This window comes from Cobetia sp. BL01 (assembly GCF_056493605.1).
On record NZ_JBVBEE010000006.1, the window covers coordinates 139,631 to 161,656 of the forward strand.

A 22,026-nucleotide genomic window follows, 5' to 3' on the forward strand; every position below is an offset into this window, starting at 1 on the left:
GCGTTATTCTAGTGGCGCTCTGCCGCCCTCGCAATCAGCGTGGGCGGATCGTTTTGGAATGGTGCTATGCCCATCGCGCACTGTCGAGTGTCGGCAGGCGCATCGTGTCATGCGACTTGTCAGTCGACTCACTCCGCCGCTTACTGGATCTTGCGCCATTCATAGATGAGTTCCAGTGCCCGCTTGGGGCTCAGGTCATCCGGGTCCAGCTGGGTCAAGGCTTCGACGATCGGGTGAGGCGGTGCCGCGAAGAGGTCATTCTGCTGCGGTACTGGCTGGCCGAGTGCATCTTCACGGGCAACCTGCGGACGATCGACCTCCTGCTGCTCGAGACTGGTCAATTTCTCACGTGCACGCAGGATGACGTTCTGCGGGACCCCGGCCAGCTGGGCAACCTGCAGGCCATAACTCTGGCTTGCCGGCCCCTCCTCGACACGGTGCATGAAGACGATGCCATCGCCATGCTCTGCGGCGGTCAGGTGAACGTTGGCCACGCCATCGACGTGCTCGGGGAGTGCCGTCATCTCGAAATAATGGGTCGCGAACAGCGTGAAGGCGCGCGTGCGGGCCAGGTGCTCGGCGCTTGCCCAGGCCAATGACAGGCCATCGAAGGTCGAGGTGCCGCGACCGATCTCATCCATCAGCACCAGACTCTCGTCGGTGGCGTTGTGCAGGATGCTGGCAGTCTCGGTCATCTCGACCATGAAGGTCGAGCGGCCACCGGCCAGGTCATCCGAGGAGCCGATACGCGTGAAGATGCGATCCAGCGGGCCGATGCAGGCGCGAGCGGCGGGTACGAAGCTGCCGGTATGCGCGAGCAGTGCGATCAGCGCGGTCTGACGCATGTAGGTGGATTTACCGCCCATGTTGGGGCCGGTGATCACCAGCATGCGGCGCGCATCGTCAAAGCGCACGTCGTTGGGCACGAAGGGGTGGTCGCTGACATGTTCCACCACCGGGTGGCGGCCGCCTTCGATGTCGATTCCCGGCGTGTCGCTGAGCTGTGGGCGGACGAAGTCCAGTGCGGCGGCGCGATCAGCGAAGGCGGTGAGCACATCCAGTGACGCCAGGGCGCGTGCCGTCTGCTGCAGGCCATCCAGTTCGGTATTCAGGTCATCCAGAAGGTGCTCATACAGCAGCTTCTCGCGGGCCAGCGACTTGGACTTGGCCGACAGCGCCTTGTCCTCGAATTCCTTGAGTTCCGGGATGATGAAGCGCTCGGCATTCTTGAGCGTCTGGCGGCGGATGTATTCCGGCGGAGCTTCCGCTGACTGGGAGCGCGGCAGCTCGATGAAGTAACCATGAACGCGGTTGTAGCCGACCTTGAGGTTGCTGATGCCGGTGCGCTCACGCTCACGGGTCTCGAGGGCCACCAGATACTGACCGGCGTTCTCGGAGAGGCCGCGATACTCGTCCAGCTCATCGTCGTAGCCATCGGCGATCACCCCGCCATCGCGCAGCACGACCGGCGGATTCTCGATCAGCGCTTCGCTGAGCATGGCCGAGAGGGCGGGGAACAGGCGGATGCCATCGCGCAGGTCATCGATGGCACTGCCTTTCTCGACGCTGGCGAGCACGGCGCGCAGCTTTGGCAGTGTATTGAGGCCATCACGCAGGCGCGCCATGTCCCGCGGGCGGGCGCTGCGCAGTGCAACACGCGCCAGGATGCGCTCCACATCGCCGATCCGCTTGAGCAGGCCTTGCAGTTCGAAGGGGTAGTCACCCTCAATCAAGCGCTGCACTGCCGCCTGGCGCTGGCCGATCTGGGTCTGATCGCGCAGCGGGCGGTTGAGCCAGCGCTTGAGCAGGCGTGAGCCCATCGCGGTAGCAGTCACGTCCAATACGCTGGCCAGCGTGTTGTCGCTGCTGCCGCCAAGATTGGTGTCGATCTCGAGGTTGCGACGGCTGGCGGCATCGATCACGACCGAATCGTCGCGACTCTCCACGGCCAGCGCCGTCACGTGGGGCAGACCGGTGCGCTGCGTGTCACGCGCGTAGTCGAGCAGGGCACCAGCAGCGGTGACCGCGCAGGTCAGATGACTGCAACCGAAACCATTGAGGTCCTGAACGCCGAACTGATCGCACAGCAGGCGCAACGCGGTCTCATGGTCGAAATGCCAGTCACTCTGACGGGTCAGGCCCGGGCGTGAGGCAAGACTGCTTGGCAGTTCACGACTCTCGCCGACCATCAGCTCGGCGGGTGACAGACGCTGGATCTCGGCCAGCAGTTCTTCATCGCCATTGACTTCCAGTACGCTGAAGCGTCCTGAGGAAAGCTCCAGTGCCGCCAGGCCCCAGGTCTCACCGTCTCGATGCAGCGCCACCAGCAGATTGTCACGGCTGGCATCCAGAAGCGCCTCGTCATGCAGGGTGCCCGGTGTGACGATGCGCACCACCTTGCGCTCGACGGGGCCCTTGGTGGTCGCGGGATCGCCGATCTGCTCGCAGATGGCCACGGATTCGCCCATTTTCACCAGGCGTGCCAGGTAACCCTCGGCGCTGTGATAAGGCACCCCTGCCATGGGAATGGGGGAGCCGCCGGAGCTGCCACGTGCCGTCAGGGTGATGTCGAGCAGTTGCGCGGCTCGCTTGGCGTCCTCATGGAACAGCTCATAGAAGTCGCCCATGCGATAGAACAGCAGCACACCGGGGTGCTCGCGTTTGATCTTCATGTACTGCGCCATCATCGGCGTCATCTGGGGCGCGCTGTTCTTGGCCATGGCCATGGACTTCCTTGACTGCACTGCAATGGGAAAAAGACGCACATGCGAGAACACGGCATGCGGGATGCGCGATATTCTACGGACTGGCACGGCCGGCTCCAATGCCTGTGATGCCTCCTGCTCGCTTCCCTTTTCCTCAGACCACTTCTAGAAAGGAGTTCGTTCATGGCCCGATTGACGGATACGACGTCCGAGGCACCGGATGCGAATGCACTGGCCGAGCAGCTGCAGGCGCTGGCATTGGCGCGCGGAGTCCAGATCACTGCTGCAGAGTCATGCACCGGGGGTGGCGTGAGTGCCGCGATCACGGCGATTTCCGGTAGCTCCGGCTATTTCGAGGCGGGCTATGTGACCTACTCGAATGCTGCCAAGCGGCGTCTGCTCGGCGTCAGCGAAGCATCGCTCGCGGACTTCGGGGCAGTCTCCGAGGCCGTCGTGCGCGAGATGGTCAAGGGAGCGTGTCGTGACAGCGGTGCCGAATTGGGGGTGGCAATCAGTGGTGTGGCGGGTCCGGGAGGCGGCAGTGAAGAAAAGCCCGTGGGGACGGTGTGGCTGGCATGGGGCAGTGAGGCGCGACAGCAGGCGCGGTGTTTCCACTTTCCGGGAGACCGGCAGGCCGTGCGCGACGCCGCCGTGAGGGTGGCATTGCAAGGCTTGATCGAATGCGTGGAAGCCTGGCAGGGCTGAACTGGTGAGGCTCGAGACGCATGCAACCCTCTGCGTTGAGACTGCTGCCTGAAAAAGCGCATCACCGGACTGGCAGAACGATGAAACATGCGGCATCATACTGTCCATGTATACAGGGTTTTGCCATGACAGCCCAGCCGCTAGGCTGACAGTCTCTGCATCACCCGAAGCTTGAGAATTTCCTATTTCAGGTGGTTGCCCATGCGGCGCCGCCGTTCGACAGGAGGCCACATGGCACAGGACGACAATCGTACCAAGGCGCTGAACGCGGCGCTGTCCCAGATCGAGCGCCAGTTCGGCAAGGGCGCCGTCATGCGCATGGGCGATGCCCCGCGTGTGGCCATCCCGTCGGTATCCACCGGGTCTCTGGGCCTGGATATCGCGCTCGGCATCGGTGGCCTGCCTTTCGGTCGAGTGGTCGAGATCTACGGTCCGGAATCCTCGGGCAAGACGACACTGACGCTCTCGGTCATCGCCCAGGCCCAGAAGCAGGGCAAGGTGTGTGCCTTCATCGATGCCGAGCACGCGCTGGATCCGTCCTACGCCGAGAAGCTCGGCGTCAATCTGGACGAGATGCTGGTCTCCCAGCCGGATACCGGTGAGCAGGCACTCGAGATCGTCGACATGCTGGTGCGTTCCGGTGGTGTCGACGTCATCATCGTCGATTCCGTGGCAGCCCTGACGCCGCGTGCCGAGATCGAGGGTGAGATGGGTGACTCCCACGTCGGCCTGCAGGCGCGTCTGATGTCCCAGGCGCTGCGCAAGGTGACGGGTCACATCAAGAATGCCAACTGCATGGTGGTGTTCATCAACCAGATCCGCATGAAGATCGGGGTGATGTTCGGTAGCCCGGAAACCACCACCGGTGGTAACGCGCTGAAGTTCTACTCGAGTGTCCGTCTCGACATCCGTCGTACCGGCTCCGTGAAGTCCGGCGATGAAGTCACCGGTAACGAGACTCGCGTCAAGGTCGTGAAGAACAAGGTCGCGCCGCCGTTCCGCCAGGCCGAGTTCCAGATTCTCTACGGCAAGGGCATCTACCACGCCGGTGAGGTCATTGATCTGGGCGTGCAGTGTGGTCTGGTCGGCAAGGCAGGTGCCTGGTACAGCTACCAGGGCAGCAAGATCGGTCAGGGCAAGGCCAACTCCGCCCAGTATCTGGAGGACAACCCCGCGATCATGGAAGAGATCGAGAGCCAGATTCGCGCCCAGCTGCTGGCTTCTCCGGAAACCAAGGAAGAGGCCAAGGAAGAAGTGGTCGCCGAAAATGAAGATGATCTGGATCTCGATTGAGACCTGCTCGAGAACGTGTTCATTGAGCGCTGATTTCAGCGCCTTTCAGTGATCTGCAGCGCCCGCCCCGTTTTCGGTGGCGGGCGCTGTGCGTTTTGCACCGGGGATTTCGCCATCTCGGGTGCCCCTCCAGAAAGGAGCGCCAACATGCACGATCAGGAAAGAGAGACCGCCGGGCCGGACTATCAGCCCCTCGATGTCGGCGCGATGACGCCGCAACGGCGTGCCCGCAATGACGCCATCGCACGTCTGGCACGCCGCGAGCACAGCCGTCGCGAGCTGCACGACTATCTCAAGGAGCGCGACTACCTGCAGACCGTCAGCGATGATGCGCTGGCGGAGCAGTCCGCGAGTGGCGAGGAGGGCGCCGAGACGCGCTTGAGTCGTGATGAGGTCGAGCTGCTGATCGAGGAAGTGCTGGAGCGTCTGGTCGAGGAAGGCCTGCAATCCGATGAGCGCTTCGCCGCCAGCTTCCTGCGGACACGGGTGCTGAGGGGGCAGGGCCCCAGGCGTATCCAGCAGGAGTTGCGCCAGCGTGGCATCGACAACGAGACGTCAGGTGCCGTGATGCGTGCTGCCTGTGATCCGGTGCCTGATGCCTTCGGACATATTGATGCGGTGGACTTCTTCGAGCTGGCGCGCGAGACGTTGGCAAGGCGCTTTTCCTCAGCGGGCGAGGGTCACAAGGAGCGTGCGCGCCGAGAGCGCTTCCTGCTCCAGCGCGGCTTCGACTACGAGCAGTTGCGCTACGCCATGGAGTCCGCCTGGACGGAAGACGAGGCGTGAGGCCAGCCATTGCCCGGGCAATGGCTCGGAACGCGCAAACCGGTCACTCAAGCCATTTCCCCCCCTTTAGCTTGCGCGAACAGGCGTTATACTAGGTCGTCTTGCGACGGCACGGGGCAGGCGCCTTCTTTCATGCTTTTCATTGCACCTCCATGCATTCCCACATGGATGAATATGCAGAAACCATGCGGAAGTCATGCAGAAGAAGACCCCCGGAGCGTCTTTACGCACATCGCTACGGAACCTCTATGAAAAGCGCAGAAATCAGAAACGCCTTCCTGACCTATTTCGAGAAGCAGGGGCATACCATCGTTCCCACCAGTTCTCTGGTGCCGAACAACGACCCGACCCTGCTGTTCACCAACGCCGGCATGGTGCCCTTCAAGGATGTCTTCCTGGGCCGTGATCCGCGTGGCTACAGCCGTGCCACCTCCGCACAGCGCTGCGTGCGCGCCGGCGGCAAGCACAATGACCTGGACAACGTCGGTTACACCGCACGTCACCACACTTTCTTCGAGATGCTGGGCAACTTCAGCTTCGGTGACTACTTCAAGCGCGAAGCCATCCAGTTCGCCTGGAAGTTCCTGACCGAAGAGCTGGGCCTGCCGAAGGAGAAGCTGTGGGTCACCGTGCACGTCAGCGATGACGAAGCCCGTGACATCTGGTTCAACGAGGTCGGCATCGATCAGAACCGCTTCTCGCGTCTCGACGAGGACAACTTCTGGCAGATGGGCGACACCGGCCCCTGTGGCCCGTCTTCCGAGATCTTCTATGATCACGGTGAAGACGTCGCCGGTGGCCCGCCGGGCAGCCCGGACGAAGATGGCGACCGCTACATCGAGATCTGGAACCTGGTCTTCATGCAGTTCGATCGTGATGCCGAAGGCACGCTGCATCCGCTGCCCAAGCCGTCCATCGATACCGGCATGGGGCTGGAGCGCGTCGCGGCCGTGATGCAGGGCGTGCACTCCAACTACGAGATCGACCTGTTCCAGAATCTGCTGGCGGCTGCGGCCGAGATCATCGGTCATGACAACATCACCACTCCCTCGCTGCGCGTGGTGGCGGATCACATCCGTTCGTGTGCCTTCCTGATCGCCGATGGCGTGCTGCCGTCCAACGAAGGGCGTGGCTACGTGCTGCGTCGCATCATCCGCCGTGCCGTGCGTCACGGTCACAAGCTGGGCGCGCGCGGCAGCTTCTTCTACAAGCTGGTCGCGGCGCTGGATGCCGAGATGGGCGATGCCTATCCGGAACTGCGCTCTGCGCGTGAGCAGATCGAGCGTGTGCTGCTCAAGGAAGAGGAGCAGTTCGCGCGTACGCTGGAGCACGGCATGAAGCTGCTCGAGGAGGCCATCGCCGAGCTGGATGGCAATACCCTCGACGGCGAAACCATCTTCAAGCTCTACGATACCTACGGCTTCCCCTACGACCTGACCGCCGACATCTGCCGCGAGCGCGAACTGATCCTCGATGAGGCCGGTTTCGAGGCCGCGCTGGAAGCTCAGCGTGAGCGTGCACGTGCTGCCAGCAATTTCGGGGGCGACTATTCCGCCAACCTGACGCTGGAAGGCGAGACGCAATTCACCGGCTATGATCACCTCGAGGGTGAGGCGACCGTCACCGCGCTGTTCGACAGCGAAGGCAATACGCTCGAGCGTCTCGAGGCCGATACCAAGGGCATCGTGGTACTCGATACCACGCCGTTCTATGGCGAGTCCGGTGGTCAGGCGGGCGATACCGGTTATCTGCATCTGGAGGGCGGCCGTTTCCAGGTCAGTGATACCCAGAAGCAGGCCGGACATCATCTGCATCACGGTGTGCTGATCGAAGGTTCGCTCGCGGTGGGCGACGCGGTGCGTCCGCAGGTCGATGCAGATCTGCGTGCTGCCTCCGTGCGCAACCACTCCGCCACGCACCTGCTGCATGAAGCGCTGCGCCAGGTGCTGGGTGAGCACGTCCAGCAGAAGGGCTCGCTGGTGACGGCCGAGCGCCTGCGCTTCGACTTCAGTCACTTTGAGGCGATGACCGCAGAACAGCTCTCCGAGGTCGAGCGCATCGTCAATGCGCAGATTCTCGCCAACGCCGAGACCACCATCGAGTTCATGACTCTCGATGAAGCCAAGGCGCGCGGCGCGGCGGCACTCTTCGATGCCAAGTATGGTGAGCAGGTCCGCGTGCTGACCATCGGTCAGGATGCCTTCTCCATCGAGCTGTGTGGTGGGACTCACGTCAAGCGCAGTGGTGATATCGGTCAGATGCACATCATCGCCGAGACTGGCATCGCCTCCGGCGTGCGCCGCATCGAAGCCATCACTGGCCGTGCGGCACGTGATTTCCTGCTGGCGCAGGAAGCGACCCTGACTCGTCTGGGCGAGCGCCTCAAGGCCAAGCCGGAGCAGGTCGAGGAGCGTGTCACCAGTCTGCTTGAGCGCAACCGCGGTCTCGAGAAGGAGCTTGAGCGTCTGAAGGCCAAGCTGGCGTCCGCTTCTGCCAGTGACATGCTGAGCGACATCGCGGATGTCCAGGGGCTCAAGGTGCTGGCCAAGCAGGTCGAAGGCGTCTCCGGCAAGGAGTTGCGTGGCCTGATGGATGACCTGAAATCCAAGCTGGGTTCCGGCATTCTGGTGCTTGGCGTCGCGGATGGTGACAAGGTCAGCCTGATTGCGGGCGTCACCGATGATCTGACCTCGCGCATCAAGGCGGGTGATCTGGTGCGTCACGTGGCTGAGCAGGTCGGTGGCAAGGGCGGTGGTCGTGCTGACATGGCGCAGGCCGGTGGCAGTGATGCCGCATCGCTTCCCGGGGCACTGGCCGGCGTGCCAGTCTGGGTAGACGCCCAGCTGGGGTAAGAAGACAAGATGAAGGCCGGGCTTCTCGTGAGGAGACCCGGCCTCTTTTTGGGCCCGCATGAGTCTCATGTGGGGACAACGCAAACGGACACGGATAACGGAAACGCACATGGCGCTATACGTTCAGAAGTTCGGAGGCACTTCGGTCGGCTCGGTGGAGCGGATCAAGGCCGTCGCCGAGAAGGTCAAGCGATTCCGCGACGAAGGACATCAGGTTGTCGTGGTCGTCTCAGCCATGAGTGGCGAGACGAACCGACTGATCGGTCTCGCCAGCGAGATCAACGATGACCCGACGCCGCGCGAAATGGACATGCTGGTCTCTACCGGTGAGCAGGTGACCATCTCCCTGCTGGCCATGGCACTGCAGAAGATCGGTGTCGACGCGACCTCCTATACCGGCGCTCAGGTAGGCATTCGTACCGATAGCGCGCACACCAAGGCGCGTATCCAGCGCATCGACACCGATGACCTGCGCGAAGACCTCGATGCTGGCAAGGTCGTGGTGGTCGCTGGCTTCCAGGGGGTCGATGATGAAGGCAATATCACGACACTGGGGCGCGGTGGCTCCGATACCACCGGCGTCGCCCTGGCGGCAGCCCTCAAGGCGGACGAGTGTCAGATCTATACCGATGTCGATGGTGTCTACACCACTGATCCACGTGTGTGCTCCAAGGCACGTCGTCTGGAAACGGTGACCGTCGAGGAAATGCTGGAAATGGCGAGCCTTGGCTCCAAGATCCTGCAGATCCGTTCGGTGGAATTCGCCGGCAAGTACAATGTTCCCCTGCGTGTGCTGTCTTCCTTCGAGGATGGCCCGGGTACCCTGATCGTCGCTGAGGAAGAAGACAACATGGAAGAACCGCTGATCTCCGGCATTGCCTTCAATGTCAACGAAGCCAAGCTGACCCTGCTCAACACGCCGGACATTCCGGGTGTCGCCTCCAAGATTCTGGGCCCGATCGCCGATTCCAACATCGAGATCGACATGATCGTCCAGAACGTCTCCCCGGACGGCAATACGACCGACTTCTCCTTCACGGTGGCCAAGAGCGACTTCAAGGCGACCCAGCGTATCCTCAACGAGACGGTCATTCCGTCCGTCGGCGGCGGTGAGCTCAGAGGCGATGACAATATCGCCAAGGTCTCGCTGGTCGGTGTCGGCATGCGTTCCCATGCCGGTGTCGCCTCCAAGATGTTCCGCGTGCTGGCGGAAGAGGGCATCAACATCCGCATGGTGTCCACGTCCGAGATCAAGATCTCCGTTCTGATCGACGAGAAGTTCATGGAGCTGGCCGTGCGTGCACTGCACACCGCCTTCGGCCTGGATGCGGAAGCCGTCAGCGACGAGACTGCCTGATTTGCATTGAATGATCAGCACAATGGTGCTCAGATGAAGTGACTTGCCACCCGTGGGTGGCTCGTCCTTCCGCCAGGGACTGCACTGCATGGAAGTGAGGCCCGGCAAGGAGCGCCAGGGGCCCTGCCTCATGCACCCGATACATTGGCGATCGCACCTTCTGGGGGAGAGCCGGTGTGTCGGGTGCTTTCATTCAACGAGTCATTCAGTTGATATGAAGGGGTGGTGTTGGCCGTCGGAGCATGCATGACGCATAATCTCCAGGCCTCATGCACCTCGGTGGCCGGCTCGTCCCTGCCGGTCGCTGACTTCGAATCCTGTTGCCGTCCCGGCTGTATGAATTACTGACAAGGAGATCAGTCATGCTCATCCTGACCCGTAGAGTAGGTGAAACGCTGATGATTGGTGATGACATCACCGTCACCGTGCTCGGTGTGAAGGGAAATCAGGTGCGAATCGGTGTCAACGCACCCAAGGACGTCGCCGTCCATCGTGAAGAGATCTATCAGCGTATCCAGCGCGAGAAGGAAGACAATGGTGATGCCATCGCCTGATGGCATGTCATGCCCACCAGATGGCTCCGGATACTCTCGAGAGCACCACACGAACGCCAACCACGCTGTCCACCTGGTTGGCGTTCGTGTTTCTGGCATATGGTCTGTGCGGTCTGGGCGTTGCCCGGTCCTGGCGGCCTGAGTGACTCGATCCGTTCAGGCTCAGATGCATGCGTCGGAGGCATCAGGCAGAGCTGAATGGGCGGCTGAGCGTCAAGTCAGTGTTCCATAAGGAAAAAATTCACTTTTTTCCTGGAAAGGGGGAGACAGACGACTTCTTCTTGGGTATTATTCCCGCTCCCTCGAACGAGACGCGACGACAGGCTAGCCATCGTCATGTTCTGGTTCATGCGGGGAGATTGCTTGGGGGCGCGCAGCCTCGAGCCTGTTGTCGAATGGTGATGAGATGTTCTGCATCGAAGCCAAAAAATCGACACAGGGGCTAGACAAAGCCCAATCAAATGAGTAAGATATGCGCCGTACCTGATGAGGAGAGGTGGCCGAGTGGCTGAAGGCGCTCCCCTGCTAAGGGAGTATAGGGTTTATAGCCCTATCGAGGGTTCGAATCCCTCTCTCTCCGCCATTAGGTACAAATGCAGTAAGATGCGCCCTTAGCTCAGCTGGATAGAGTACCTGACTACGAATCAGGCGGTCGGAGGTTCGAATCCTCCAGGGCGCGCCACTGCAATGCAAGACAGTGTTGGAAAGACACAACACTCGCAAGTCAAGTCCTGAAGACATTTGAAATGCTCAGGCCACAGATTTCAAGGTTTATGCGCCCTTAGCTCAGCTGGATAGAGTACCTGACTACGAATCAGGCGGTCGGAGGTTCGAATCCTCCAGGGCGCGCCAATTGAAAAACCCGCTTCACTGAAGCGGGTTTTTCTTCGTCTGAAGAAAAGTCAGGCATCTTCGGTCTCAGCCGGCATGGCCTCGATCCTTGCCTTCATGTCATGTCTGACAGTTCCCCGTTTTCCTTGACTGTGATGTCACGCCTTCGGGCGGACGATCGCTAGGGCGCCCTTTTCGCGAGGGGCGCCTTTTTTTGTTTCGGGCGGATCAGGCGAGGGCGGGCAAGTCGGCGGATTCCGGCATGCGGGTCACCGATGTCAACAGACTCGGCGCCAATGCCAGCGAGGTACCTGCAACCAGACCGGTGAAGAATTCGGCGCGCCCCTTGTGGCGCTTGATGGCCTGGAAGCGACGTTCCGCTTCCTCGTTGCCGCTCTGGCGCATCATGTTCATCCACTGCTTGAGCAGCGGCACCATCACCTTGTCAGGCAGATGGGCGCAGCGTTCGGCGTGGGAGAGCAGCACCTGTGCACGCTGTGTCCAGTCCGTCTCGGGCAGCAACTCCCCGGTCATCTGCCAGTGCTTGATGCGCGCCGCGAGGAAGGGGTCGGCCAGGGCGGCACGCCCCAGCATCACATCGCGACAGCCGGACAGTGAGCGAGCCCGCCAGTAGCAGGGCATGTCCCAGATGTCCCCATTGGCAACGACCGGAATGGAGAGTTCGGACGTGATCTTGCCGATCCATTCCCAGTGCGCTGGCGGACGATAGCCTTCCTGTTTGGTGCGCCCATGCACGACCAGCTGCGTGGCGCCCCCGGCCTGGGCTGCCTGAGCGCATGCCAGTGCCAGGCGACGGTCGTTGAAGCCGAGGCGAATCTTGGCCGTGACGGGTACCCCGGTGCCCTTGAGGGCATTGCGCACGCCCTCCACCGCACGAAAGACGCGGTCCGGCGAGCGCAGCAGGGCTGCGCCTCCGTCGTGACGGTTGACGGTCTTGGCCGGGCAGCCGAAGTTGATGTCGACGCTGGGTGCCCCCAGGCGTGCCGCGACGCGAGCGTTGATGCCCAGCGCCTCGGGGTCGGCACCCAACAGCTGCAATGCGACCGGTGTGTCGTGTCGTGTGCGTGCCGTCCGTGTCGGGGAGGCTTCCAGCAGCTCCGGGCAGATACGCTTGAAGACGCGAGGCGGTAGCTTGACATGCGTCACGCGCACGAATTCCGTCACACACCAGTCATAGCCGCCAAGGCCGGTGAGACATTCGCGCGTGATGTCATCAATCACGCCTTCCATCGGCGCGATGCCGATGCGGCCAGCCCGCGCGAGGGCTTGTGGGGTCAACGATGGTGTCATTGCAATTGCCGTGGAATCAGGCACTTTAAAGCGATCAACAAGCACTGAATGCCGCTGCATGGGGTGTCGACAGTGGCCAGCGACGCAACGGCGTGAACGCTTGGACGTGTCGAGCATCATCGAAGGCATGGGCAATCATCGCTCATGCCGCACCCTGATTGGCGCGATGACGAGAATGACTCGAGGACACTGGCATGCAAGAGAATGATCTGCTCGGTGAAGGCTTGAACCTGATGGTGTTCGGGATGGGGTTCGTGTTCGTGTTTCTAAGTCTGCTGGTAGTCGCCATGATGGCGATGGCCAAGCTGGTGGACCGTTTTGCGCCCGCGCCGCTACCGGCTGCACCGCGCACGACGCGCGCGCCTGTCTCGGCGGCACCTGCAGCAGAGGATGACAGCGAACTGACGGCTGTCATGGCGGCGGCGATTCACCGCTTTCGCCAGGATCATCACAAGCACTGAGATGTCGCGGAAGTCGTCGGTGCTGCTGGTACTCTCGGAGCGCCGGAGCGACACCGCAGCGAGAAAGCGGCGATTCTATCATGAGCCGTCCGGTGGGGAGACCACCTCTCGAGTGCAATATTCTGTGTGGCAGGCGCAGTGAAAGGCAAGCCTGCCACCACGGCAGAACCCGATATCCACATTATAAAGAACAAGGGATCACTCATGGACAAGCAACCGCTGGGCATCACGGATGTGGTACTGCGCGACGCGCATCAGTCATTGCTGGCCACGCGCATGCGCCTCGATGACATGCTGCCGATCGCCGCCAAGCTGGACGACATCGGCTTCTGGTCGCTGGAGAGCTGGGGCGGCGCGACCTTCGACGCCTGCATCCGCTACCTGGGCGAAGACCCCTGGGCGCGCATTCGTGCCTTGAAGGAAGCGATGCCCAAGACTCAGCAGCAGATGCTGCTGCGCGCCCAGAACCTGCTCGGCTATCGTCATTACGCCGATGACGTGGTGGATGCCTTCGTCAAGCGTGCCGCGACCAGCGGTGTCGATGTCTTCCGTGTCTTCGACGCGATGAATGACCCGCGCAACCTCGAGCGTCCGCTCAAGGCAGTGCTGGATCAGGGCAAGCATGCCCAGGGCACCATCTCCTACACCGTGAGCCCCGTGCACACGCTGGAGATGTGGGTGGAGCTGGCGCAGAAGATCGAGTCCATGGGGGCCCAGTCGCTGGCGATCAAGGACATGGCGGGCCTGCTGACGCCGTATACCGCCTTCGAGCTGGTCTCGCGCCTCAAGGCGAGCCTGTCGATCCCGATCCACATGCAGTGCCATGCCACCACCGGGCTTTCCACCGCCACGGCTCTCAAGGCCATCGAGGCGGGCATCGACAACGTCGACACCTCCATCTCCTCGATGTCGATGACCTACGGCCACAGCCCGACCGAATCGGTCGTCGCGATGCTGGCAGGCACCGAGCGCGATACCGGACTGGACCTCGAGAAGCTCGAGGATATCGCGGCCTACTTCCGCGAAGTGCGCAAGAAATACGCGGCATTCGAGGGCAGTCTGCGCGGTATCGACTCGCGCATTCTGGTCGCCCAGGTGCCGGGTGGCATGCTCACCAACATGGAAGGCCAGCTCAAGGAGCAGGGCGCCGGTGACAAGCTGGATGACGTGCTCGCCGAGATTCCGCGCGTACGCAAGGACCTGGGCTATATCCCGCTGGTGACCCCGACCTCACAGATCGTCGGCACCCAGTCGGTGATGAACGTGATGATGGGCGAGCGCTACAAGTCGATCTCCAAGGAAGTGCAGGCGCTGCTCAAGGGGGAATATGGCGCGGCGCCGGCACCCTTCGACAGCGAACTTCAGTCCCGCGTGCTGGAAGGCGCCGAGCCGATCACCTGCCGCCCGGCAGACAACCTGACGCCGGAGATGGAGCGTCTGCGTGAGGAGCTCAAGGGCAAGGCCAGGGAGGAAGGTATCGCGCTGGAGAGCGGCGAACGCGAGACCGATGACGTGCTGACCTATGCACTCTTCCCGCAGATCGGCCTCAAGTTCCTGCGCAACCGTGGCAACCCGGATGCCTTCGAGCCCGCCCCGCAGGCTGTCGATGACAAGGCATCCAAGGCCGCCGCAGCGCCGGTCTCTAGTGCTCCGGCCGTCAGTGCTCAAGGCGCGTCGAGCGGCCCGCAGACCTACACCCTGAACGTCAACGGCAAGCAGTATGTCGTCGAGGTTGCCGAAGGCGGAGACATCACCCAGGTGCAGGCCAGCGAGCCTGCGGCATCGGCTCCGGCAGCCGCGGCACCTGCCGCCCAGGCCGCCTCCGGTGAGCCGGTGAATGCGCCGTTGGCGGGCAACATCTTCAAGGTCAATGTCGCCGTCGGTGACAGCGTGGCGGAAGGAGATGTCGTGATCATTCTCGAGGCCATGAAGATGGAGACCGAGATCCGTGCCCACCAGGCCGGTACCGTCTCCGCGGTGAAGGTCAAGGAAGGCGACAGTGTCAGTGTCGGCGACGTTCTGATCACCCTCTGAGCCGGTGTGTCCGGCCCGTCGGCATGTACGACGGGCCGGTCGGTGATGCTCCTCTGCAAGGCGACACGACATGGACAAGATACTCAACCTCTGGCACGGCTCGGGGCTCTACAACATGAGCTTCGGCCAGCTGGCGATGATCGTCATCGGCCTTGGCCTGCTTTATCTGGCGATCCGCAAGAACTTCGAACCCCTGCTGCTGGTGCCGATCGGCTTCGGCGGCATTCTGGCCAACATTCCGGAAGCCGGACTGGCGCTGTCTGCTGCCGAGCAGGCGGCGCATCTCGGCAAGCCGGAGCTGCTGGCTTCGATGGCCAATCTGCTCAACGTCAACATCGCCATCCTGCCGCTGGATGAGGCGCGTCACGCGGTGGAGCAGGCACTGCATGGCGAGATTCCCGCAGTGCTCAAGCAGCAGGCCAGCAACATGGCGCTGGATGGTGGCTTCTCCAACGGCATGCTGTACAGCTTCTACAGCGTGGCGATCGCTTCCGGCATCGCGCCGTTGGTGATCTTCATGGGCGTGGGGGCGATGACGGATTTCGGCCCGTTGCTGGCCAACCCCAAGACCCTGTTCCTCGGGGCGGCGGCGCAGTTCGGCATCTTCGCGACGCTGTTGGGCGCGGTGGCGTTGACCTCGATGGGCCTGATGGACTTCAGCCTGCAGCAATCGGCGGCCATCGGCATCATCGGTGGTGCGGACGGCCCGACCTCCATCTACGTCGCCAGTCTGCTGGCACCGGAGCTGCTGGGGGCGATCGCCGTGGCGTCCTACTCCTACATGGCACTGGTGCCGATGATCCAGCCGCCGATCATGCGCGCGCTGACCACCGCCAAGGAACGCAGCCTGGTGATGACGCAGCTGCGTCCGGTCTCCAAGACCGAGAAGATCCTGTTCCCGCTGGTGCTGTTGATCATGGTGGCGATGCTGCTGCCGGACGCCGCACCGCTGCTGGGCATGTTCTGCTTCGGTAACCTGATGCGCGAGTGCGGTGTGGTGGAGCGTCTGTCGGATACCGCCCAGAACGCGCTGATCAACATCACTACCATCTTCCTGGGACTGTCGGTGGGCTCCAAGCTGCAGGCCGACAAGTTTCTGGCGGTGGAGACGCTGGGCATTCTGGCCCTCGGCGTGGTCGCCTTCGGTATCGGCACGGCCTGCGGGGTACTGATGGCCAAGCTGATGAACAAGGTCTCTAAGACGCCGATCAATCCGCTGATCGGGTCGGCCGGTGTCTCGGCGGTACCGATGGCGGCACGTGTCTCCAACAAGGTCGGGCTCGAGTACAACCCGCACAACTTCCTGCTGATGCACGCGATGGGGCCGAACGTGGCCGGTGTGATCGGCTCGGCGGTGGCCGCTGGGGTGATGATCAAGTACCTCGGCTGATCCTGTCCGCAGTACTGAGACGACAACGCCCGCCATGGCTTCCATGGCGGGCGTTGTCGTCTCTTGGGCCTTCATCAGCGGCGCTTTATCTTGTCTCGGCCGAGGGGCTGGAGGGCGTGGCAGAGACGGTGCGCTGGCCTGGCTGCATGCGAGATGCCGGGTCATGGATGGCTTGCCAGAGGCTCAGCAAGGCAGCGCGATCGACACGCTGACTGGGCAGTCGCTGGCTGTCGTCCAGAGAATGCCATTCACGTGTGCTGGTCTGGCGGGCCAGCGCGAAACGGAAGGGGTGGTAGCCGGGCGAGCCCAGGCGGGTATCGGTCACCGCCAGCAGCGTCTCACCCTCTGATGTCCGCTCGCGGCTCGCCCGCAGGTAGGGCGCGGCGAACCAGCGCAGACGCTGTCCATCCTCAAGCTTCCCGACCTCGGCATCCAGCGCTGGCTGGCGCGGGAAATCCCGTCGCGCCAGTGCCATCAATTGCTCGTCGGAATCGAAGACACCGACCATCCACTCGTGATCCGCCAGCGGCGTGACCACGCTGACCCGCCATAGCAGGCTGTTGAAGGGCGTGGGCTGCACCATGCGTGGGGCGTCCGCGAATCCCTGACTGGCCAATACCGGCGCCATGCGATGTTCCACCCAGCTCTTGGCGGCCAGCCCCCAGCCGAGATAGAGGCTCGAGAGCATCAGGCCAGTGACCAGCAATCGTCCTGCGTGGCCGCGTATGGCGACCCACAGGCCGGTGATCAGCAGCGGCAGGGCGTAGAGCGGGTCGATGATGAAGATGCTGGCCAGGCTCACCGGTCGGCTTGGCCATGGCCACAGCAGCTGGGTGCCATAGGTGGTGAAGGCATCCAGCAGCGGGTGCGTGATCAGGCACAGCAGGCAGTAGGCGATCAGGCGGCCACGCCCCAATGGTGCCAGGCGTGGAAGACGGGCGAGCAGCCAGCCGAGCAGAATGCCCAGCAGCCCCAGCACCGGCAGGGAATGGCTGAAGCCGCGATGATGGGTGTAATTGGCGACGGCGTCGCCGTAATCGATCATCACGTCGAGATCGGGCAGGGTGCCGAGTGCCGCTCCACCGAGCAATGCATAACGGATGGCAGCGCCGCGTCTTTCGACGGGCAAGTGTCGGATGGCGGGCGCCATGACGGCACCGCCCACGGCGGCTCCGAGGCAGATCTGGGTAAGGGAGTCCATCGGCGGGCTACCTGCGAGAGGGAAGGGGGAGTGAAGAGGACGAGCTGGTGTCAGGCATCCGCATGGATCGCCTCCAGGGCACCCGGCTCGGCCCAGCGCGGGCCGGCGTCCAGCACGCGAGCCTGTACCGGACAGTCGTCACGATGACAGCCCGGCAGATAGCCGCAGCTCATCAGCAGCTCGTTGACGATCTCGGGACCAGTGAAGCGGAAGGTCTTCTTGAACAGCTTGACCCAGGCGGACAAGGGTTGCGGATGATGGGCATCCAGCCATTGGAGAAAGCTGCCGTGCGAGTCCTTCATCTGCAGTACCACGCCCGCGTTGTGGATCACGGCATTGACCTTGAGGCGGTTGCGGATGATGCCGGCATCGCTCAACAGGCGCGCGCGCTCTTCATCTCCATAGGCGGCGATACGCGCGATATCGTAATTCTCGTAGGCCTCGCGAAAGGCCTCGCGCTTCTTGAGTACCGTCAGCCAGGAGAGGCCGGCCTGGTTGATCTCCAGCACGAAACGCTCGAACAGTACCCGGTCATCGCTGACCGGGAAGCCGTATTCGTGATCATGATAGGGACCATGAATCGGGTGCTGGGGAGCATTCTCGCAATAGGTGCTGGCAGTGACGACGTCGGCCATCAGTCCTCCTGCACCGCGAAGCGGCCACTGCCGAGAAAGACGACGGCCAGTGCGCTGGCGAGGAAGAAGCCTTGCAGTTCCAATGCCCAGCCACCGGACGATGACAGGCTCAGCAGCTGCCCCATGTGAGCCACCGCAATGGCGAACAGCATGTTGGCGACGACGATCAGGCCGGCGATGCGGGCGTGCACGCCGAGGATGAGCATGATGGGCGCAATGATCTCGCCGATGTAGACCCCATAGGCCACCACGCCTGGTATCCCCATCTTCTCCAGCTCGCCGGCGATCCAGCTCAACGTGCCGCCATCACCGAGCAGTTTCGAGAGGCCGTGGAACAGCAACAGCAGTCCCAGAGTCAGGCGCAGGATCAACTTGCCGAGGTCATCATTTTCGAGAAATTGCACGTCAGAGCTCCTTGCTCAGCGAGGGTTGCGGGAAATCAGCGAGAGAGGTCAGGCGTTGGGGTCGTCCACCAGCAGGCGCGAGAAGCGCACGATCTCGGCATTGCGATTCGCCCAGCCCAGACGCTCCCAGAAGCGGTGGGCCTCATGATTGTCATGCAGGGTATCCAGGTGCACCTTGTCGATGCCTTCCTGTGCCAGGGCGTCCAGGCAGCGCTCGACCAATGTTCTCGCGATCCCCTGGCCTCGCATGTCCGGGGCCGTCATCACATGTTGCAGGTAGCCGCGCTTGCCATCATGCCCGGACATGGCACATCCCACCAGCCGCACGCCGGAGAAGGCCAAGTGGCTCATGCCGGGGTTGCGGATCAGATAGCGCTCGACGGCGGCATACTCATCCGCCTTGCGGATCACCACCCCCGGGGTGGCCTCCATCATGTGCATGAAGGCCGAGTGGTCGGCGGGTGTCATGGGGCGATAGGTGACGGGTAGCATCGACGAGCCTGTCATGGAAGGTGAGCCGGTGGTCGCTGGGGCTGCCAGCTGGAGAGGATATCAGTCGCGCGGGATATCGAAATGGCCCGGGCGCGCCGCGACACGTGCCAGCCACGCCTGTATGGCAGGATAATCATCCAGCGCGAAACCGCCTTCATCAGCGACATGCGTATAAGCATAAAGGGAAATGTCGGCGATCGTGAACTGATCCCCTACCAGCCAGTCATGTTCGGCGAGATGGTGCTCCATCACCCGCAGGGCACGCTTGCCGCCCTCCTGCTTGGCGGCGTACTCGTCACGGCGTTCCTCGGGCAGGCCGAGGTAGCGATTGATGAAGCGGGCAGTGGCGATGTAGGGCTCATGGCTGTATTGCTCGAAGAACTGCCACTGCAGCACCTTGGCACGCAGGAAGGGGTCACTCGGCAGATAATCGCTGCCATCGGCGAGGTAGTTCAGGATGGCGTTGGACTCTGACAGTGTCTCACCGCGATGCAGCTCCAGCAGCGGGATCTTGCCATTGACGTTGCGGGTCAGGAATTCCGGCGTGCGAGTATCGCCGGCCAGAATGTCGACTTCGATGTAATGGTGATGGCGTTCGAGAAGGTGCAGCAGCAGCTCGACCTTGTAGCAGTTACCGGAGCGGCGATCACCATAGAGCGTCAGCATGGAGGAGCATCCTGTGCAGGCGTGTAAAAAGCGTCCTGACAGTCTAGCGAACATCGCGAGGGAAAACAGTGGTGATGCGAACAGTGTTCGATATCCGTGATGTACTGCCGTCCCTCGCAGGCCAGCGACGATCAGCCCAGGATGAAGATGACGCAGGAGGCCGTCAGTGCCCCCATCACGCGGTTGAAGATCCTCCAGGCGCGATCGGTATTCAGCAGACGCCCGATGGCGGTGCCGAAGCCTGCCCACAGGGAGATGCAGGGCAGCGCCACCAGTTCCGCGAAGCTCGCCAGCAGGATCGCGTTGAGCCACACCGGCCCGTCTTCCGGGAGAAAGCCCGCCATCAGCGCGATACCCATGACCCAGGCCTTGGGGTTGGCGAACTGGAACAGCGCGGCTGCCAGAAAGCTCATCGGCCGTGCATCCTGTCGGCTCGACAGGTCGGGTGGTGGGGCCATGGCAATCTTCCAGGCCAGATAGAGCAGATAGCCACTCCCCAACACCTTGAGCAGTGTCTGCACGATGGGGTAGCGCTCGAAGACCAGTCCCAGTCCCAGCGCGATGCCGATGAACAGCACCAGGCAGCCGATCATGATGCCGAAGATATGCGGCAGGGTGCGCCAATAGCCATGATTGGCTCCGGAAGCCGTCAGCATGACGTTGTTGGGCCCCGGTGTCAGGGTCATCGACAGCATGTAGAGCGTGGCTGGGGCAAGAAAGGCGAGGGATTCCATGGGTGTCCTTCAGCGTGTGGGGCGTTGGCGTGATGCCGCATTATTGTATGGGTGCAATTGTGATGGATGTCGGCACGTTCCAGCATTTTATGGCTTGTTGGTGCCATGTTTTGAGCATAATCTGATGACAATTACCGTCAACAGGTTTTTTGTCACCATGACAATATGGACTCCGACACTTGATCCCACCCTGCCGCGCTATCGTGCGCTGGCGGAGGCCATCCGCCTCGATATCGCCTCAGGCCTGCTCAAGGAGGATGAGCGACTGCCGCCGCAACGCCGACTTGCGGATGCGCTGGGCGTGACGATCGGTACCGTGACACGCGGCTATGCCGAGGCCGAGCGACATGGGTTGGTCAGGGCGCGTGTGGGGAGCGGAACCTACGTCAATGCGCCGGTCAGCGCGGGGCCTGTGCCCGACAGGCGCTTCGGACATGCCTTGCATGCCAGGCCATCATTCGGGATCGCGGCGGAGTCGGATGACTCCCTTTCGGCATCCTCTGGTGTGATGGATCTCACCATGAGCCTGCCACCGCCGCATCCGGCGCGGCAGCAGGGGATGGCGGCGGCGCTGACCGCGATCAGCCACTCCCCCGAGGCATTGGTGCGGAGTGTCGAATACCAGAATGAATTCGGGGTGGGCAGTCATCGCCAATTGCTGGCGAGCTGGATGAGCGAGCTCGGCATGCCGGTCGACCCCGAGGAGCTGATGCTGACGCAGGGAGGGCAGAATGGCATTACTCTCGCGCTGTCGGCCTTGCTGGCCCCCGGAGAGGCGGTGGTCACGGGAGCGCTGACCTACCCCGGACTGATCGCCGCGAGTGCTGAGCGGGGCCTGAAGCTGCTGCGAGTACCGCTGGATGAGGAGGGCATGGATGTCGAGGCTCTGGCGCGGCTGTGTCGCCAGCAGGTGCCCAGGATGGTCTACGTGATGGCCGAGCAGAACAATCCGGGGGCGGCGCAGCTGTCCCACGCACGGCGAGAGGCGCTGGTTGCCCTTGCGCGCCAGCACGATTTCTGGATTCTGGAAGACGGCGTGCAGTATCTGCCGAGGGAGGAGTGCGGGACTCGTCTCTATCAGATGGCACCTGAGCGCACCCTGTATGTCTTCAGTACCTCCAAATTGCTGGCTGGCGGTCTGCGTCTGGGCGTATTGCGCGCCCCGGTGGAAGTGCTGTCCCGGATTGGCGCGGTGCTGCGCAGTCACAGCTGGATGGTGGCACCGCTGTTGATGGAAACGGTCTGCGCCTGGCTGACCAGTGGCAATGCGACACAACTGGTGGACTGGCAGGTGGAGGAGATGCGGGCGCGCCAGCGACTGGCACGTACTCTGCTGGGGGAGTGGACGCTCTCTTCGCGGCCTTCATCGTTCGATCTGTGGCTGGTGCTACCCGAAGGGCAGCGTAGCCAGGCTGTGGTCGAGTCATTGGCTCGGCGCGGGGTACATGTCACCAGTGCCGAGCCTTTCTGTGTCGGCAATGAACCTCCACCACAGGCATTGCGGCTGTGCCTGAGTGCCGCCGAGAATCGTGAGGTCCTGACGCGGGCCCTGGAGATCGTCCGTGAGGTGCTGCATGCCCCGCCGCCGTTGCGTTGCACGACGCTCTAGCCGCTG

Annotated in this window: 18 protein-coding genes and 3 tRNA genes; 13 read left to right on the plus strand and 8 right to left on the minus strand. The window is 62.5% G+C overall.

The window, feature by feature from the left end; genetic code table 11:
* Nucleotides 1-140: 140 nt before the first annotated feature.
* A complete protein-coding gene (gene mutS, locus ACZYGA_RS12300; RefSeq protein WP_479399267.1) occupies nt 141-2,720 on the minus strand; it encodes a DNA mismatch repair protein MutS in 2,580 nt (859 codons plus the stop codon).
* Nucleotides 2,721-2,888: 168 nt separating this feature from the next.
* Between mutS and ACZYGA_RS12305 the strand changes: the two genes are divergently transcribed.
* The 9 genes from ACZYGA_RS12305 to ACZYGA_RS12345 all read left to right on the plus strand — a co-directional run bounded on the left by ACZYGA_RS12305 (nt 2,889) and on the right by ACZYGA_RS12345 (nt 11,104).
* Nucleotides 2,889-3,410: a CinA family protein gene (locus tag ACZYGA_RS12305; RefSeq protein ID WP_084207843.1), complete on the plus strand. Its 522-nt coding sequence runs from the start codon at nt 2,889-2,891 to the stop codon at nt 3,408-3,410.
* Nucleotides 3,411-3,641: 231 nt separating this feature from the next.
* On the plus strand, nt 3,642-4,703 hold the full coding sequence (recA, locus tag ACZYGA_RS12310) for a recombinase RecA (RefSeq protein WP_077377977.1): 1,062 nt from the start codon (nt 3,642-3,644) through the stop codon (nt 4,701-4,703).
* 147 nt (nt 4,704-4,850) lie between these two features.
* A complete protein-coding gene (locus ACZYGA_RS12315; RefSeq protein ID WP_240499641.1) occupies nt 4,851-5,489 on the plus strand; it encodes a regulatory protein RecX in 639 nt (212 codons plus the stop codon).
* A gap of 248 nt (nt 5,490-5,737) precedes the next feature.
* Nucleotides 5,738-8,341 carry an alanine--tRNA ligase gene (gene alaS / locus ACZYGA_RS12320; protein WP_404626337.1) on the plus strand — a complete coding sequence of 868 codons (2,604 nt, stop codon included), beginning with the start codon at nt 5,738-5,740 and terminating at the stop codon, nt 8,339-8,341.
* A gap of 109 nt (nt 8,342-8,450) precedes the next feature.
* Nucleotides 8,451-9,698 carry an aspartate kinase gene (locus ACZYGA_RS12325; RefSeq protein ID WP_077377982.1) on the plus strand — a complete coding sequence of 416 codons (1,248 nt, stop codon included), beginning with the start codon at nt 8,451-8,453 and terminating at the stop codon, nt 9,696-9,698.
* Nucleotides 9,699-10,060: 362 nt separating this feature from the next.
* Nucleotides 10,061-10,252, plus strand: coding sequence for a carbon storage regulator CsrA (gene csrA, locus ACZYGA_RS12330; RefSeq protein ID WP_043332937.1), 192 nt, complete (start codon nt 10,061-10,063; stop codon nt 10,250-10,252).
* Nucleotides 10,253-10,742: 490 nt separating this feature from the next.
* Nucleotides 10,743-10,835, plus strand: a tRNA-Ser gene (locus ACZYGA_RS12335).
* A gap of 22 nt (nt 10,836-10,857) precedes the next feature.
* A tRNA-Arg gene (locus ACZYGA_RS12340) sits at nt 10,858-10,934 on the plus strand.
* A gap of 93 nt (nt 10,935-11,027) precedes the next feature.
* Nucleotides 11,028-11,104 (plus strand) — tRNA-Arg (locus ACZYGA_RS12345).
* Between the two features lie 207 nt (nt 11,105-11,311).
* Here the strand turns inward: ACZYGA_RS12345 and ACZYGA_RS12350 are convergent.
* Nucleotides 11,312-12,334, minus strand: coding sequence for a tRNA dihydrouridine synthase (locus ACZYGA_RS12350; RefSeq protein ID WP_084209583.1), 1,023 nt, complete (start codon nt 12,332-12,334; stop codon nt 11,312-11,314).
* Nucleotides 12,335-12,588: 254 nt separating this feature from the next.
* Here ACZYGA_RS12350 and ACZYGA_RS12355 point away from each other — a divergent pair, with 254 nt between their 5' ends.
* The 3 genes from ACZYGA_RS12355 to ACZYGA_RS12365 all read left to right on the plus strand — a co-directional run bounded on the left by ACZYGA_RS12355 (nt 12,589) and on the right by ACZYGA_RS12365 (nt 16,279).
* Entirely contained in the window at nt 12,589-12,855 is a 267-nt protein-coding gene (locus tag ACZYGA_RS12355; protein WP_084207845.1) for an OadG family protein, read from the plus strand.
* A gap of 204 nt (nt 12,856-13,059) precedes the next feature.
* Nucleotides 13,060-14,889 (plus strand): sodium-extruding oxaloacetate decarboxylase subunit alpha, encoded by a 1,830-nt coding sequence (gene oadA, locus ACZYGA_RS12360; RefSeq protein ID WP_084207846.1) that lies wholly within the window; start codon nt 13,060-13,062, stop codon nt 14,887-14,889.
* A gap of 70 nt (nt 14,890-14,959) precedes the next feature.
* Entirely contained in the window at nt 14,960-16,279 is a 1,320-nt protein-coding gene (locus ACZYGA_RS12365; protein ID WP_404626342.1) for a sodium ion-translocating decarboxylase subunit beta, read from the plus strand.
* Nucleotides 16,280-16,364: 85 nt separating this feature from the next.
* Here the strand turns inward: ACZYGA_RS12365 and ACZYGA_RS12370 are convergent, their stop codons facing one another.
* From ACZYGA_RS12370 to ACZYGA_RS12395, 6 genes are all read right to left on the minus strand, one after another.
* Nucleotides 16,365-17,480 carry a metal-dependent hydrolase gene (locus tag ACZYGA_RS12370; RefSeq protein WP_084207847.1) on the minus strand — a complete coding sequence of 372 codons (1,116 nt, stop codon included), beginning with the start codon at nt 17,478-17,480 and terminating at the stop codon, nt 16,365-16,367.
* Nucleotides 17,481-17,530: 50 nt separating this feature from the next.
* Nucleotides 17,531-18,115 (minus strand): DNA-3-methyladenine glycosylase I, encoded by a 585-nt coding sequence (locus ACZYGA_RS12375; protein WP_084207848.1) that lies wholly within the window; start codon nt 18,113-18,115, stop codon nt 17,531-17,533.
* Nucleotides 18,115-18,519 carry a DoxX family protein gene (locus ACZYGA_RS12380; protein WP_077378001.1) on the minus strand — a complete coding sequence of 135 codons (405 nt, stop codon included), beginning with the start codon at nt 18,517-18,519 and terminating at the stop codon, nt 18,115-18,117. The genes ACZYGA_RS12375 and ACZYGA_RS12380 overlap by 1 nt, the downstream gene beginning before the upstream one ends.
* Before the next feature lie 48 nt (nt 18,520-18,567).
* Nucleotides 18,568-19,011 carry a GNAT family N-acetyltransferase gene (locus ACZYGA_RS12385; RefSeq protein ID WP_205632723.1) on the minus strand — a complete coding sequence of 148 codons (444 nt, stop codon included), beginning with the start codon at nt 19,009-19,011 and terminating at the stop codon, nt 18,568-18,570.
* 60 nt (nt 19,012-19,071) lie between these two features.
* A complete protein-coding gene (locus tag ACZYGA_RS12390) occupies nt 19,072-19,677 on the minus strand; it encodes a glutathione S-transferase family protein (protein WP_077378004.1) in 606 nt (201 codons plus the stop codon).
* A gap of 131 nt (nt 19,678-19,808) precedes the next feature.
* The gene (locus tag ACZYGA_RS12395) at nt 19,809-20,411 is read right to left on the minus strand and encodes a LysE family translocator (RefSeq protein WP_077378007.1); all 603 of its coding nucleotides are present in this window, start codon (nt 20,409-20,411) and stop codon (nt 19,809-19,811) included.
* A 157-nt stretch (nt 20,412-20,568) separates the two neighbouring features.
* Here ACZYGA_RS12395 and ACZYGA_RS12400 point away from each other — a divergent pair, with 157 nt between their 5' ends.
* Nucleotides 20,569-22,020, plus strand: a complete 1,452-nt coding sequence (locus ACZYGA_RS12400) for an aminotransferase-like domain-containing protein (protein ID WP_404626347.1) — start codon at nt 20,569-20,571, stop codon at nt 22,018-22,020.
* Nucleotides 22,021-22,026: the final 6 nt, after the last annotated feature.